The organism is Caulobacter sp. P1_D6 (genome assembly GCF_056406095.1).
In genome coordinates this window covers 90752-104879 of sequence record NZ_JBFUAW010000008.1, presented here as the reverse complement: position 1 = coordinate 104879, position 14128 = coordinate 90752, and the positions used below count along the sequence as shown (strand labels likewise).

At 67.0% G+C, this 14128-nt stretch carries 9 protein-coding genes and 1 pseudogene; 3 read left to right on the top strand and 7 right to left on the bottom strand.

Going from position 1 to position 14128, the window contains the following annotated elements; genetic code table 11:
* Positions 1-19: 19 nt before the first annotated feature.
* Positions 20-2917: a TonB-dependent receptor gene (locus tag AC1DYP_RS05460; protein WP_477045466.1), complete on the bottom strand. Its 2898-nt coding sequence runs from the start codon at positions 2915-2917 to the stop codon at positions 20-22.
* A gap of 517 nt (positions 2918-3434) precedes the next feature.
* Here AC1DYP_RS05460 and AC1DYP_RS05455 point away from each other — a divergent pair.
* Entirely contained in the window at positions 3435-4601 is a 1167-nt protein-coding gene (locus AC1DYP_RS05455) for a hypothetical protein (RefSeq protein ID WP_477045465.1), read from the top strand.
* 115 nt (positions 4602-4716) lie between these two features.
* Here the strand turns inward: AC1DYP_RS05455 and mutL are convergent, their stop codons facing one another.
* The gene (mutL, locus tag AC1DYP_RS05450) at positions 4717-6648 is read right to left on the bottom strand and encodes a DNA mismatch repair endonuclease MutL (protein WP_477045464.1); all 1932 of its coding nucleotides are present in this window, start codon (positions 6646-6648) and stop codon (positions 4717-4719) included.
* Positions 6649-6957: 309 nt separating this feature from the next.
* On the opposite strand from mutL, the gene AC1DYP_RS05445 reads away from it, so the two are divergent.
* A complete protein-coding gene (locus AC1DYP_RS05445) occupies positions 6958-7911 on the top strand; it encodes a TraB/GumN family protein (RefSeq protein ID WP_477045463.1) in 954 nt (317 codons plus the stop codon).
* A gap of 118 nt (positions 7912-8029) precedes the next feature.
* The gene (locus AC1DYP_RS05440; protein WP_477045462.1) at positions 8030-8968 is read left to right on the top strand and encodes a TraB/GumN family protein; all 939 of its coding nucleotides are present in this window, start codon (positions 8030-8032) and stop codon (positions 8966-8968) included.
* A gap of 90 nt (positions 8969-9058) precedes the next feature.
* Here AC1DYP_RS05440 and AC1DYP_RS05435 read toward each other — a convergent pair whose 3' ends face one another.
* From AC1DYP_RS05435 to AC1DYP_RS05415, 5 genes and pseudogenes are all read right to left on the bottom strand, one after another.
* The gene (locus AC1DYP_RS05435) at positions 9059-9625 is read right to left on the bottom strand and encodes a DUF3035 domain-containing protein (protein ID WP_477031715.1); all 567 of its coding nucleotides are present in this window, start codon (positions 9623-9625) and stop codon (positions 9059-9061) included.
* Between the two features lie 115 nt (positions 9626-9740).
* Positions 9741-10247 (bottom strand): signal peptidase II, encoded by a 507-nt coding sequence (lspA, locus tag AC1DYP_RS05430; RefSeq protein ID WP_477045461.1) that lies wholly within the window; start codon positions 10245-10247, stop codon positions 9741-9743.
* Between the two features lie 15 nt (positions 10248-10262).
* Positions 10263-10391 (bottom strand): annotated as a pseudogene (locus AC1DYP_RS05425) (hypothetical protein); the annotation flags it as partial.
* 3 nt (positions 10392-10394) lie between these two features.
* Positions 10395-13418, bottom strand: a complete 3024-nt coding sequence (ileS, locus tag AC1DYP_RS05420; RefSeq protein ID WP_477045460.1) for an isoleucine--tRNA ligase — start codon at positions 13416-13418, stop codon at positions 10395-10397.
* 327 nt (positions 13419-13745) lie between these two features.
* Positions 13746-13997 (bottom strand): hypothetical protein, encoded by a 252-nt coding sequence (locus tag AC1DYP_RS05415; protein WP_477045459.1) that lies wholly within the window; start codon positions 13995-13997, stop codon positions 13746-13748.
* Between the last annotated feature and the right edge of the window lie 131 nt (positions 13998-14128).

The window sequence follows — 14128 nt, the reverse complement described above, 5'->3', positions numbered from 1 at the left end:
GCGCTCCGGGTCTCCCAGCCTAGAACTTGTACTGCAGGCCCAGATTCCACTGCCGCCCGGTGTGGGTGTAGACGAACGTGCTGTCGCGGTCGGAGTCGATGAACTGCCGATTGAAGCGATCCAGGATGTTCAGCCCCTCCAGCGACAGCTTGAACTTCTCGTTGATCTGGTAGGAGGCCGCCAGGTCGAACGTCAGGTTCTCGTCATAGCCTTCCAGGTCCTGCAGCGGGTTGTTGGCCGGCAGGGCGACGATCGACTTGTCGCGGTACGAGGCCGAGACCCGGGCGCTGAACTTTTCGTCTTCGTAGAAGAGCGTGGCGTTGTAGGCGTTCTTGGACAGGCCCACGAGGTCGTTGGTGGTGACCCCGCCCGCCGCCAGGAAGTAGTCGATCTGGGAATCGACGTAGGTGTAGTTGATCAGCGCGCCGGTGTGGCGCAGCAGGCCGGGCAGGAACGTGAAGTTCTGCTGGTAGTTGATCTCGAAGCCCTTGAGCGGGCCGCCCGGGGTGTTCAGCGGCCGGGTCACGGTGATCGGCGTGTTGTCCGGATCCACGCCCGACGAACCCAGCAGCGACAGCGGCAGGCCCGTCTGGCGGAAGCTCATCTGCTGGGACTGGTTCTGAACGTAGGTCTCGATGTCCTTGTAGAAGACGCCGACGCCCAGCAGCGCACCCGGGGCGAAGTACCACTCCGCGCCCAGGTCGACCGTCGTCGCCCGGATGGGTTCCAGGTCCGGATTGCCCGAGGTGATCGACGGCGTCCCGGTCAGGTTCAGGCTGCCGCCGGGGGTCAGGAAGCCGAGGTCCGGCCGCGAGACGACCTTGGCCGCCGAGAAGCGCAGGATCAGGTTTTCCGTGGCGTCGACCGCGACGTTAAACGACGGCAGGACGTCGTGGTACTTGTTGGAGGCGGTCACCTGGGCCGGCGTCGCGCCGATCTGGTAGCCGCGCGAGTCCAGCTCGGTCTGGGCGATGCGGAAGCCGATGTCGCCGCGCACCGGCAGGCCGCCGATCACGGTCTTCAGGTCGGCCTGCAGATAGGCCGAGGCCACCTTCTCGTCGACGCGCCGGATGCCGCCGTAGTTGGGGACCAGGGCGTACATCCCGGTCTCGCTGTAGAGGTTCTGGCTGGCGACGAACTTGTCGTAGTCGATGGTCGACCAGGCGGTCGGGAAGACGCCGTCGTCGATGCCGTGGCCGCCGAAGCCGGACGCCACCTTGGTGACCGCCTTCAGTTCGGCGGCGCTCAGGGTCGGGACCAGGAAGTTGTTCGCCCGCTGCTTGGCCGAGGTGTCGAACGAGAACTCGTCATAGTGCCCGCCGACCTTGATCGTCAGGGCGTCGTCATAGGCCCAGGCCAGGTTCAGCTCGGCGGTCTTGTAGATGTTGGTGGTGTAGATCTGGCTCAGCCGGACCTCGGCGTTCGGCGCGGCGAAGCTGTAGAGCGACGAGTCGGTGACGTCGAAGTCGTGCTTGATGATCGGCTGGTCGCGGTTCTGGCGGAAGTCGATGGTCATGCCGGCGTTCGGGCGCTGGTACATGATCGTGGTGGTCATCGGCTGGTCGTAGTCGGACTTGGAATAGCCCAGCAGCCCCGTGACCTTCAGGCGGTCGGTCAGCTCGTGCGTGCCCGCCAGGGTGTACTGCTGGAAGACGTTCTCGAACTCGTCGTGCTGGGTGTCGGAGCGGATGTCGACGCCGTCGAAGCGGGCGTAGTCGACGTCGTAGACCGTCTGGCCCATGTTGACGCCGGCGGTGTGGCTGGTCCCGGCGTTGCGCAGGACCAGCTCGCGCACGGCGGTTTGCGGCTTGCCGTTCTGGCWGATGGCGCGGGCGAACGAGAAGCCCTCCAGCCAGTTCTCCTCGCGCTTGACGTCGTAGTCCGAATACAGCGCGTCGAAGCTGAACGAGGTGCGCTCGCTGGGCTTCCACTGCAGGGCCAGGGTGGCGCCGGTGCGCTCCTGGTCGTGGTGGAAGCGGCCGTAGCGCGGCAGGCGCGGGAAGAACACGGTCGAGCGGTTGGCCTGGGCGTAGACGGGGTCGCCCGCCGCCGGCCGGGGCACGCCGGTGGCGCAGTTGGCGGCGTCGGTGCCGTTGGCGGGGGTGGTGGCCGGATTCTGCGGGGCGACGCCGACGGGCGTGCAGAAGCCGCCGTCGACCGTGGCCGGGTTCCAGCCGCCCGAGCCCCACTGGTCCTCGATGAACTTGCGCTTGCTGTAGGCCAGCGAGGCCTGGGCCCCGAACTCGCCCCAGGCGGTGTCCCAGCTGTTGCCGACCACGGCCGTGAACTTGGGATCGACGTTCTTGGACAGGTCGTTGTAGCCGGCCGAGGCGCCCAGCACCAAGGTCAGGCCCTTGTGGTCCAAGGGCTTGGCGGTCTCCAGGTCGACGGTGGCGCCCAGCGAGCCCTCGATGACCTCGGCCTGGGCGGTCTTGCGCACCGTGATGCCGCTGAACAGCTCCGAGGCGAAGGTGTTGAAGTCGAAGCCCCGGCCCAGGTTCGCGCCGCGGTCGCTGGTGGTGGCGCCGCTGGTCGACTGGGCCTCCATGCCGTTGATGCGCACGCGGGTGAAGGTGGGCGGCAGGCCGCGCACGGTGATCGTGCGCCCTTCGCCGGCCACCCGGGTGATCGACACGCCGGGCACCCGCTGGATCGATTCCGCCAGGTTGGCGTCGGGGAAGTCGGCGATGTCCTCGGCCTTGATGGCGTCGACGACGCCGGACGACTGGCGCTTGACGTTCAGCGCGCTGCGCAGGCTTTCGCGGAAGCCGGTGACGATGACCTCCTCGACGGTGTTGTCGGGCGCGGGCGGCGGCGACGCGGTCTGGGCGTGGACGGCGGTCGCGCTCAGGGCGCCCGCGAGGGTCAACGCCGCGATCGAGCAGCCCGAACGCAAGCCGTGCTTGGATGACGACATGAGACCCTCCTGACGGGCGGCCGCGCCGCCCTATGTTTCCAACCCGAGGCGCCGGATTTTCCGGTCTGCCCTAGCTATAGATTCCCACATAATGGGAAGCTATATTACTATATAGAAACAATATGTCGTACAAATCAAAACTCGCAAGCCTCAACTTGCGAGGGGGTTGGGTCGGCGGACCGTCTCCCGAACACAAACCGCTCGACACCCTCTCCCAGAGGGAGAGGTCGGGCCCCTCCCTCTCTCTAAGAGTCAAGGACGGCGCGCCGCGCCGCCGCGACGCGGCCGCCGGAGGCGGTCCTTGACTCGGTCAGTCCCCAGAGCTCCGATCCACCAAGGCTTTAAGGCGTGGCCGCATCCGGCTAGGCGGATGGGGGCGATGAGTCACACAACTCGCCCGTCCAGCAGGAAAGCGTACCAAGAGAAGTGCTCCGGACATTGACAGCCTAGCCTGTTCACCGCCCCCTGACGGTTCGCCCTACGGCGGTCACCTCGATGCTCCAGCTGGGCACGCCCGATGATCCTTGAACAATACGTCGCCCATCTCAACAGTCTGGCTTTCTGGAAGGAATTTACTTTCGCACAGAATACGTTCGCGCCCCGGCCGGGCGCAGAACTTGAACTGGCTGACAACCTAGTTTGGCTTGAGGACCACGCGTTTGTGCTCCAACTCAAGGAGCGCAAAAACGAAACGGCGGATCCAAACATTGAGCGGGCTTGGTTCGCCAATAAGGTTCTGAAGAAGGCGGTCCGGCAGGTTCGCGACAGCCTCAGCTTTTTGGAGCAACATCAGGAAATCCGGGTAACCAACGAGCGAGGCCACTCGTTCGACATCAAGCCGGGTCAGATCGCCGATATCACCAAAATTATCGTCTATCTTGGTGGGAGGTCCCTACCAGAGGATTGTTGGGCGACACGACACTATGTCAGCCAAACGGCTGGATTTATTCATGTGGTCGCGTCGCATGATTATCTCGGAATTTTGGAAAAGCTGCGAGTTCCCGAGGATATTCGGCGCTACTTCGCCTATCGCCAAGAGGTTCTTCCCAAGCTCCACGAGGCCGGCATCGTCGTCGAAGAAGCCGACGTCATGGGCGGCTTCTTAAATGAGGAAGATCTTCCATTTCCGGGGTCTCAGGAAGTCCTGCGGCGCTTCGTGCAGGACCATGAGGCCTATGATCTTTCGGGCCTTATCGGCAGTCTACATGACCATATCGAACGGACCGATCAGCCATATGACTACTACGCGATCATGCTGGAGTTTGCCCGTGTTCCACGGTCGGTTTGGCGCGAAATCAAGCTGCGATTTATGAAATCCTTGGAGGCCGTAGAAAATAAGGCCTTCACCCGCCCGTTTCGCCTGACGTTTCCTGAAACGGGATGCACCTTCATGATCATGCCAATGGATCCGGACGTCCCAGCGACGGGGCAGGACGGCGAACAAAACCGAATCCGAGGTTTGACGAACTTGACGTACGCAGCGATGTACGACGCCAAAATGTCAAAGGGTGTGGGAGTCCTGATCTCCAAGACTGGAGATTATTTTCAGATAGACTGGAGCAAAATGGACGTGCCGTGGGCTCAGGATTTAGAGGTGGAAGCTTGGCTCGCGGAATCTAATCCCTTTCGTGTAGCTAAAGAGAAAATGATTGACGCCTTCTTCTTCTGCGCGCCTGAGAAGTAAATTACCATTCTATTGTTGTATTATTAATTTTGTAGGTGCAGCCATCCGGAATTCGAGATGTAGCAGAGTCATGTTTTAAGAGTTGCTTCATTACACCACTTCAGTGGGCTCCCCCCTACCGCCTCCCAAACAACCGCTCGATATCCGCCAACTTCAGCTCCACATACGTCGGCCGGCCATGGTTGCACTGGCCCGAGTGCGGCGTCGCCTCCATCTCGCGCAGCAGGGCGTTCATCTCCGCCCCGTTGAGCCGGCGCCCGGCCCGCACGCTGCCGTGGCAGGCCATGGTGGAGCAGACCTCTTCCAGGCGCTCCTTCAGGGCCAGGGCCTGGCCGTTCTCGGCCAGGTCGTCGGCGATGTCGCGGACCAGGCCGGCGGCGTCGGTCTTGCCCAGCAGGGCGGGGGTCTCGCGGACCAGCACCGCGCCGGGGCCGAAGCTTTCGAGGACCAGGCCCAGGGCCGCCAGCTCGTCGGCGCGGGCGACGACGCGCTCGGCCTCGGCGGGGTCCAGCTCGACCACCTCGGGCAGCAGCAGGGCCTGGCGGGCGACGCCGCCGGCCGCCATCTCGCCCTTCATCCGCTCGTAGACCAGGCGCTCGTGGGCGGCGTGCTGGTCGACGATGACCACGCCGTCGCGGGTCTGGGCGACGATGTAGGTCTCGTGCACCTGGGCCCGGGCCGCGCCCAGCGGGAAGTCGACCGGGTCGAACACCGGGGCGGGGCTTTCGCTCACGCCGCCGGGATAGGCGATGCTGGGCGGGGCGTCGTAGTCGCCATAGGCCGCCTCGCGCACCGCCTCGGCCACGCCGTAGTCGCCGTATCCGCCCGAGCCCGGCTCGACCCGGGCCGAGACGTCCGACAGGCCCGGCAGCACCTGGGGCGAGGGCCGCGTCCAGCCGCCCGACTGCCAGGCGGAGAAGCCGGCGGGCGAGGGGCCGGGCTGATAGCCGCTGTAGGAACCCGGCGCGGCCATGTTCTGTGCCCGGATGGCGTCCAGCGCCGACGCCGCCGTGGTGGTCGAGGCCCGGTGGCCGGCCCCGGCCAGGGCGTGGCGCAGGGCTCCGACGATCAGGCCGCGCACCAGGGCCGGGTCGCGGAACCGCACCTCGGCCTTGGCCGGGTGGACGTTGACGTCGACCTCGGCGGTGTCGAGGCTGATGTAGAGGGCCGCCGTCGGGTGGCGGTCGCGCGCCAGGAAGTCGGCATAGGCCGCGCGCAAGGCCCCCTGCAGCAGCCGGTCACGCACCGGGCGGCCGTTGACGAACAGGTACTGGTGGGCGGCGTTGCCCCGGTTGTAGGTCGGCAGGCCCGCGAATCCGGTCAGGCGCACGCCGTCGCGGGTCTGGTCGATCTCGATGGCGTTGTCCTGGAAATCGCGGCCCAGCACGGCCGACAGGCGGGCCAGACGCCCCTGCGGTCCCGGATGCTCGGGCGGCAGGCGGATGACGCGGCGGCCGTCGATGTCCAGCGAGAAGCCGACGCTCTCGTTGGCCATGGCCTGGCGCTTGATCTCCTCCGTGATCGCCAGGGCCTCGGCGCGCTCGGACTTCATGAACTTGAGGCGCGCGGGGGTGGCGTAGAACAGGTCGCGCACCTCGATCCGCGCCCCGTGGTCGCCGGCGAAGGCGGCGGGGGCCACGTCGCCGACGCTGCCGCCCTCGACCAGGATCGCGAAGGCGTCCTTGGAGCCCTTGGCGCGCGAGGAGATGGACAGCCGCGCCACCGAGCCGATCGACGGCAGGGCCTCGCCCCGGAAGCCCATGGTGTGGATGCGCAGCAGGTCCCACAGGCCGTCGGCGTCGGGGGCCAGCTTGGAGGTGGCGTGGCGCTCGATGGCCACCGGCAGCTCGTCGGCGGAGAGGCCGCAGCCGTCGTCGGCCACCAGGATGCGGGTCAGGCCGCCGCCGTGGGCCTCGACCTCGATCCGCGTGGCGCCGGCGTCGATGGCGTTGTCGACCAGCTCCTTGATGGCGCTGGCGGGACGTTCCACCACCTCGCCGGCGGCGATGCGGTTGACGGTCTCGGGCGGCAGGCGGCGGATCGGCATCGGGGCGGGCTTTCGGGCGCGCGGCCTCTGAGCGGGAGCCGCCCAGGGGCTGCATTGCAGCATGGTAATTTGACCGGCCCAGCTTGGGCCCTTCCAACTATGGAAGACCGATCATCCTAGATCGATTCCGCTTGGTCTGGAGGATCACAGATAGTGACGCGCGTTCGTTTCGCAGGAGTTCGCCTCCCTTCCGTTGTCATCCCGGACGAAGCGCGCAGCGCGAAGATCCGGGACCGACGCCTGAGCGCCGCGCTTCCGGCGGTCCCGGCTCTCCGCTTCGCTGCGGCCGGGATGACAGCCTTGGGGTTGATGCTGCTTGGGTCCTCCGCCCTGGCCCAGCAGGCCGTCGACGCCTCCGGTCCCATCAGCCTGCGCGTGGTCGACCCCGAGGCCAACCTGGTCGAGGAACTGGTGGTCAACGCCCGGCTGCCGGGTCCGGCCTGGTGGAAGGTCAGCGACGCCGACACCACCGTCTACGTGCTGGGCGTGCCGGCCGTGGTCCCCAAGGACCTGGAGGTCGACGATTCGGTGCTCAAGCGCCGGCTGGACGGGGCCAATGTGCTGATCATGGGCCAGGAGGCCACGATCAATCCGCTGCGCGTCGTCGGCCTGGTGATGGGAGGCAAGCGCTACTTCCTCAGCGAGCAGCCGATGCGCCAGACCCTGCCGCCGGCGCTGCGCGCCCGGTACGAGGCCCGGCTGGCGCTGATGAAGAAGAAGCCCGACGACATGGACGAGGTGAAGCCCGCCTTCGCCGGGTTCATCGTCGCCAACTCCCAGCAGGACGGCAACCTCACGATCACCCTGGGCGACCTGACCGGCAAGATCCGCGACATGGCCAAGGACAAGGACCTGGCCAAGCGCCCCCATATCCAGGACCTGTCCGACTACAGCCTGATCGACGCCGTCAAGAGCCTGGGCTCGGCCCCGCAGCCGCTGCAGGAGCTGTGCCTGGACGCCGGCCTGCGCCAGGCCGAGAACGGCCAGGGCGGGGTGAGGGTCACGGCCGAGCGCTGGGCGCGCGGCGAGGTGCGCCAGGTGGTCTCGGCCGACCGCGGCTTCTCGCGCTGCCTGGCGTCGACCCCGTCGATCGCCCGCGAGCTGCGCGACGGCCAGACCGACGCGGTCAAGGCCATCGCCTCGGCCCTGAAGACCCCCGGCAAGGCGGTGGCGGTGATCGAGCTGCGCTCGCTGCTGGCCGAGGGCGGGGTGCTGGAGCAGCTGCGCGCCAAGGGGTTCACGGTGACGACGCCGGGGGAGTAGGGAACGCCGCTACGTCCCAACTTGGCAATCGTCATCCCGGGCCTCGKGCCCGGGATGACGGTTGAACTAAAGCGGCCGGAGGGTGCTCATGGAGGGTATCGTTTTTCGGAGACCTCACATGCGGCGATCAATGCTGGGCTTCATCGCCGCCCTCGCCCTGGCCGGTCCCACCGCCCACGCCCAGGTGATCGACGATCCCGAGGCCAATGTCGTCGACGAGCTGGTGGTCGCCGCCAAGCTGCCCGGGCCGGCCTGGTGGAAGATCACGGACGGCGACACCACGATCTACCTGCTGGGCACGCTGCACTCGCTGCCCGAGAACCAGCCGTGGGATCGGTCGGTGCTGGAGCGGCGCATGAACGGCGCCTTCGCCCTGATCCTGCCGCCGGAGGGCAAGGCGGGGATCGGCGACATCCCGGCGCTGCTGGCCCTGCGCGGCAAGCTGAAGGCCAGCCAGCCGCTGGACGCCGCCGTGCCCGACCTGGCGCCCAAGCTGGAGAAGGTCCGCGTGCAGCTGGGCAAGAAGCCCGACGCCTATCGGGAATGGAACCCGCTGGGCGCGGGGATCATGATCGCCAACGACTACCGCAAGCGCGCCAAGCTGGACCCGGCCGAGCCCGAGCGGACGGTCGCGCGGCTGGCGCGCAAGCATCGGGTGAAGGCGCGGCCGGTGGCCAGCTACAAGCTGATGCCGCTGGCCAAGGCGGCGGTGCGCGGCCATTCGCAAGACGCCGGCCGGGTCTGCCTGGAGGGCGTGTTGGACGAGGCCGCCGGCGGGGCCGGCCCGGCGCGGGTCGCGGCCCAGGCCTGGGCGCGCGGCGACGTGCGCGGAGCGATCAGCGGTCCGCGCAACTTCCAGCGTTGCATGCTCTCCCTGCCGGGCGTCGCCGACCTGGAGCGGCGCGGCGCCCAGGCCGAGATCGACGCCCTGGCCGCGGCGATGAACACGCCGGGGCACGCGGTGGCGCTGTTCCCGATCCGCGGGCTGGTGGCCCGGGGCGGGGTGCTGGACCAGATGCAGGCGCGAGGGTTCGAGGTGTCGACGCCGGACGAGTAGAAGTCCCTCCCCCACGGGGGAGGGACTAAAGAAAAAGGCCCGGAAGTTTCCCTCCGGGCCTTTCGAAACTTCAGCGGATCAAATCCTGCCCTACAGCCCCGGAAGCTTGATCTTGCTTTCCTTCTCGCGGGTGATGACGATCGTGCCGTTGCCGGTCAGTTCCTTGAGGCGGGCCTCTTCCGTCGCGGCGTCGACCGGGGCGGCGACGTTGGCGCCGGTCTCGGACGCGGTCGGGGCGGCGTTCTTGTCGCCCTTCTTCCAGAACATGACCTTCTGCGAGAAGCTCTCGTCCTTGTGGGCCAGGTCGCCGTTCTCGTCGTCGACGACGAAGCGGATCAGCGGGTCGGCCTTGTCGACGCCGGCCTTGGCGACCAGCAGCTTTTCGCCTTCCGAGCGGGTGGCGGCGTTGCTCTGGCCGACCAGGGCCATGCGCGCGGCGCTTTCGGGCTGCAGTTCCTGCGGACGCGGCTCGCCGGGGGCCGGCGGGCGCAGGCTGTAGTCGGGCGGCACGACCAGCGGCGCCTTGGTGACGACGCGGAATTCGTCAGGAACGACCTTGCTCATGCCCAACGCCTTCGACGTGGACTGGCATCCGGCGAGGCCCATGGCGGCCACGGAGGCCAAAACGCCCAGGGTCGCGACCCGATAGAAACTCATGAAACCTGCTCCACCGGCCCCCCGGGCCGTAAATTCGGACGCTCTCGATACGACATCCGAGGCCGGGCGCCAATCTTCCTTGAGATCGTGGCTGTGTTGAGGCCGTTCTGTTGCGCTACAGCCCGTGTCCGTCGGGATTGGCCAGCTTTTTTTCCTCCGACAGGAAGCTGTCCAGCAGGAGCAGGCAGACCCCGACGGTGATGGCCGAGTCGGCGACGTTGAACACCCACGGGAAGTGCAGGCGCGAGACGTCGATGAAGTCGACGACATAGCCGAAGCGGATGCGGTCGATCAGGTTGTTGCCGAACGCCCCGCCGATGATGAAGCCGATTCCCGCGCCCATCAGCGGCTTGGCCGCCTTGCGCGCCCAGATCGCCAGGCCCACCACGACGGCGGCCGAGAAGATCGTCAGCATCCAGCGGCTGAACTCCGAGCCGCGGAACAGGCCAAAGCTCATGCCGTAGTTATGGACCAGGGTCAGGTAGAACGGCCCGGCCACCTGTTGGCTGGCGCCGGGCAAGGTGCCCAGGGCGGCCAGGATCCAGGCCTTGCTGATCTGGTCCAGCACGATCGTGACGATCGCGATGGCGTAGGCGGTCCAGCCGAGGCGGGTGATTTTCATTTCAGTCTCTGATCTTCCTTCTCCCCTTGCGGGAGAAGGTGGCCTGCGAAGCAGGTCGGATGAGGGGTTTCACCGGTCGCGCAGTACGACCCCTCATCCGTCGCTGCGCGACACCTTCTCCCGCAAGGGGAGAAGGAAACAAATACTTTAAGCGTGCTGGCTATCCCACCACGCCACCGCTTCGGCGTCGCGCAGGCTAAGCTCGGGATAGCGCGGATCGGTTCCCACCTCCGGCAGGATGCGCCACGAGCGGGCGCACTTCTTGCCCTGAGCTTTTGTAATCACCACACCGACGCTTGGCACGGCGTGCAGGATAGCATCGGAGGGCGGCGCTTCACGCACGAAGGACGCGCTGCTGGTTATGAAAGTCTCTGCAGCAAACTGCTCGGGGGTTACGCCAGCCGTTGTGAAGCGCTCGATGAGCTTGTCCGCACCGTCGGGTGGATTGCTCAGGCCCCATCGAGGATCAATGTAGATGGTTGGGTGAGCCTCGAGCGCAGAGCCGATGAGCTTTTCATTTCGCGCCTTCTCCAGCGCTAGATTGACCAGATCCCGCACATTGATGATCTCCTGCCAGCGCTCGGCCTCGGCGTCGTTGCGCCAGGCGGCCGGGGTTTCCGGCATGACCCGCAGCACGTTGCTGCCGGCGTCGGGGAAGCGCGTCGTCCAGGCCTCTTCCATCGTGAAGCTGGTCAGGGGCGACAGCCACACCGTCAGGCGTTCGAACACATGGTCCAGCACCGTGCGATAGGCCCGGCGGCGGACGGCCGTGGGCGCGTCGCAATAGAGGCTGTCCTTGCGGATGTCGAAGAACAGGCTCGACAGGTCGCCCTGGCAGAAGTCGATCAGCGGCCGGATCACGTCGCTGAAGCGGTAGGCCTCGTAGGCGGCCTTCACCTGGCCATCCAGCTCCCACAGGCGGTGCAGGATGTACTTCTCCAGCGGCGGGAAGTCGGCGTAGTCGGTGACCCGTTCGGCCTCGTCGAAGCCGGCCAGGGCGCCCAGCAGGTAGCGGGTGGTGTTGCGCAGCTTGCGATAGGCGTCGGTGGTGGTGGCCAGGATCGTCTTGCCGATCCGCTGGTCTTCCGAATAGTCGACCATCGCCGCCCACAGCCGCAGGATCTCGGCGCCGCTTTCCTTGGTGATGGTCTGGGGCTCGACGGTGTTGCCCTTGGACTTGGACATCTTCTCGCCGTTCTCGTCCTGGGTGAACCCGTGGGTCAGGACGCCCTTGTACGGCGCGCGGCCGCGCGTGCCGCAGCTCTCCAGCAGCGAGGACTGGAACCAGCCGCGGTGCTGGTCGGAGCCTTCGAGGTAGAGGTCGGCCGGCGAGCGGCTGTCGTTGCGGCCTTCCAGGGTGAAGGCGTGCGTCGAGCCGCTGTCGAACCAGACGTCGAGGATGTCGACGACCTTCTCGTACTGGGCCGGGTCGCGATCGCCCAGGAAGTGGCTGTCGGGCAGCTCGAACCAGGCGTCGCTGCCGCCGTCCTGGATGGCGTCGAGGATGCGGCGGTTGACCGCATCGTCCATCAGCGGGACGCCCGTCTCCTTGTCGACGAACATGGCCAGGGGCGTGCCCCAGGCGCGTTGGCGGCTGATCAGCCAGTCGGGACGCGTCTCGACCATCGAGCCGATGCGGTTGCGGCCGGCGTCGGGGTGGAAGGCGGTCTCGGCGATGGCCTTGACGGCCACTTCGCGCAGGGTCTTGCCGCCCAGGGTCGGGACGGGCTGGTCCATGCGGATGAACCACTGCGGGGTGTTGCGGAAGATCACCGGGGCCTTGGAGCGCCAGCTGTGGGGATAGCTGTGCTCGACGCGGCCGCGCGCCAGCAGGTTTCCGGCCTCGATCAGCTTGTCCATGACCGCGCCGTTGGCGGCCCCGAACTTGCCGGCCTTCTTGCCCTCGGTCTCGATGACCTTCAGGCCCGCGAACAGCGGCACGTGCGGGAAATAGGCGCCGTCGGGGTCGACGGTGTCGGGGATGGAGTCCAGGGCGTAGCCGCTCTTCAGCCAGACCAGATAGTCGTCGGCGCCGTGGCCCGGGGCGGTGTGGACGAAGCCGGTGCCGGCGTCGTCGGTCACGTGGTCGCCGGCCAGAAGGGGGACGTCGAAGCCGTAGCCTTCATCGAAGCTTGCCAGCGGGTGGGCGCAGATCAGGCCCGTCGGATCGACCGGCTCGGCGCGGCGCCACTTCGCGACCTTGGCGGCCTTGCGGACGTCCTCGGCCAGCTTGTCGGCGACGATCAGACGATCGCCGACCTTCGACCACGGGGCGAACTCCAGGTTCTCCTCCATGGCCTCGACCTCGTAGAGGCCATACTCGACCTTGGGGCCGAACGAGATCGCCCGGTTGGCCGGGATGGTCCACGGGGTGGTCGTCCAGATCACGACGCTGGCGTCGTTGGGCGGCAGGCGGAAGACGTTGTCGCCGGCCTCATTGCCCGACAGGGCGTAGCGGTCCTCGTCATAGGCCTTGACCGGGAACTTTACCCAGACGGTCGGCGAGACGTGGTCGTGGTACTCGATCTCCGCATCCGCCAGGGCCGTGCGCTCGACCGGGCTCCACATCACCGGCTTGGAGCCACGATAGAGCTGGCCGCTGGTGGCGAACTTGTGGAACTCGGCGACGATGGTCGCTTCCGAGCTGTAGTCCATGGTGGCGTAGCGGTTCCACCAGTCGCCCAGCACGCCCAGGCGCTGGAACTCGACCTTCTGGGCCTCGATCCAGCCGGCGGCGTATTCGCGGCAGCGCTTGCGGAACTCGGCGGCGGGCACCTCGTCCTTGCGGCGGCCCTTGGCGCGGAACTCTTCCTCGATCTTCCACTCGATGGGCAGGCCGTGGCAGTCCCAGCCGGGCACGTAGTCGACGTCGTAGCCGAGGGCGAAGCGGCTGCGGACCACGAAGTCCTTCAGCGTCTTGTTCAGGGCGTGGCCGATGTGGATCGCGCCGTTGGCGTAGGGCGGGCCGTCGTGCAGCACGAACAGCGGGGCTCCGGCGGCCTGGCGCGCGGCGCGAACGGCGCCGTACAGGCCCTTGTCCGACAGGGCCGCCCAGCCCTCCAGGATCTCGGGCTCCTTCTTGGGCAGGCCGCCGCGCATCGGGAACGGGGTGTCGGGAAGGAAGACGGTTTCGCGGTAGTCGCGGGCGGTCGTCGTGGCGTCGTCGGCCATGGGAGAGCTATCCAGCTTGGAATGTTCGGGAAAAAATCGCGGGGAAACCCGGCGCGCGCTGGATCAGTCGTCCGGCGGCGTCACGCCGGGCGGTTAATTCGCGGAGCTTTCCGAACGAAAGACATGGGCGGGGGATAGCAGAGGCGAGGGAGAGGGGCAAACGAGCTGTCACCATCTGCCTCGCGTCAACAAGTCTGTCATCCCGGACAAGGCCCGTAGGGCCGCCGATCCGGGACCGCCGGAAGCGCCTGCGTTCACGCGTCGGTCCCGGATCTTCGCGCTGCGCGCTCGTCCGGGATGACAACGAAATAATGCTCTGGATCGAACCTACCGCCGCGCCAGCCCGTCCGCCATCCATAGGGCCGCGAGGGTGCCGAACAGGACGGCCAGGGCCGAGAGCAGAAACATCCGCAGGCCTTGAGCCAGGGCGACGCTGAGGGTGGTGATGGCCGCCAGGGCCCAGGCGGAGGCCAGGATCTTGCCTTCCAGCGAGGTCAGGATCGGTTTGGGAGGCAGGAGGAAACGAGCCGCGCGCCAAGTCTTCCGCCACAGACGTCGTACTCGAACCTCGGACCGCACGTGAAATTCCCTCCACTGACGCCAAAAGTGTAGGAGGGGGCGCTGGTTGCGTCCATGGGCAAAAACAACGTTATCCGTGTTTTCTCAAACCTGCGACACGGCCTTGCCCGCGCCTGTCGGGCATCGGGCGA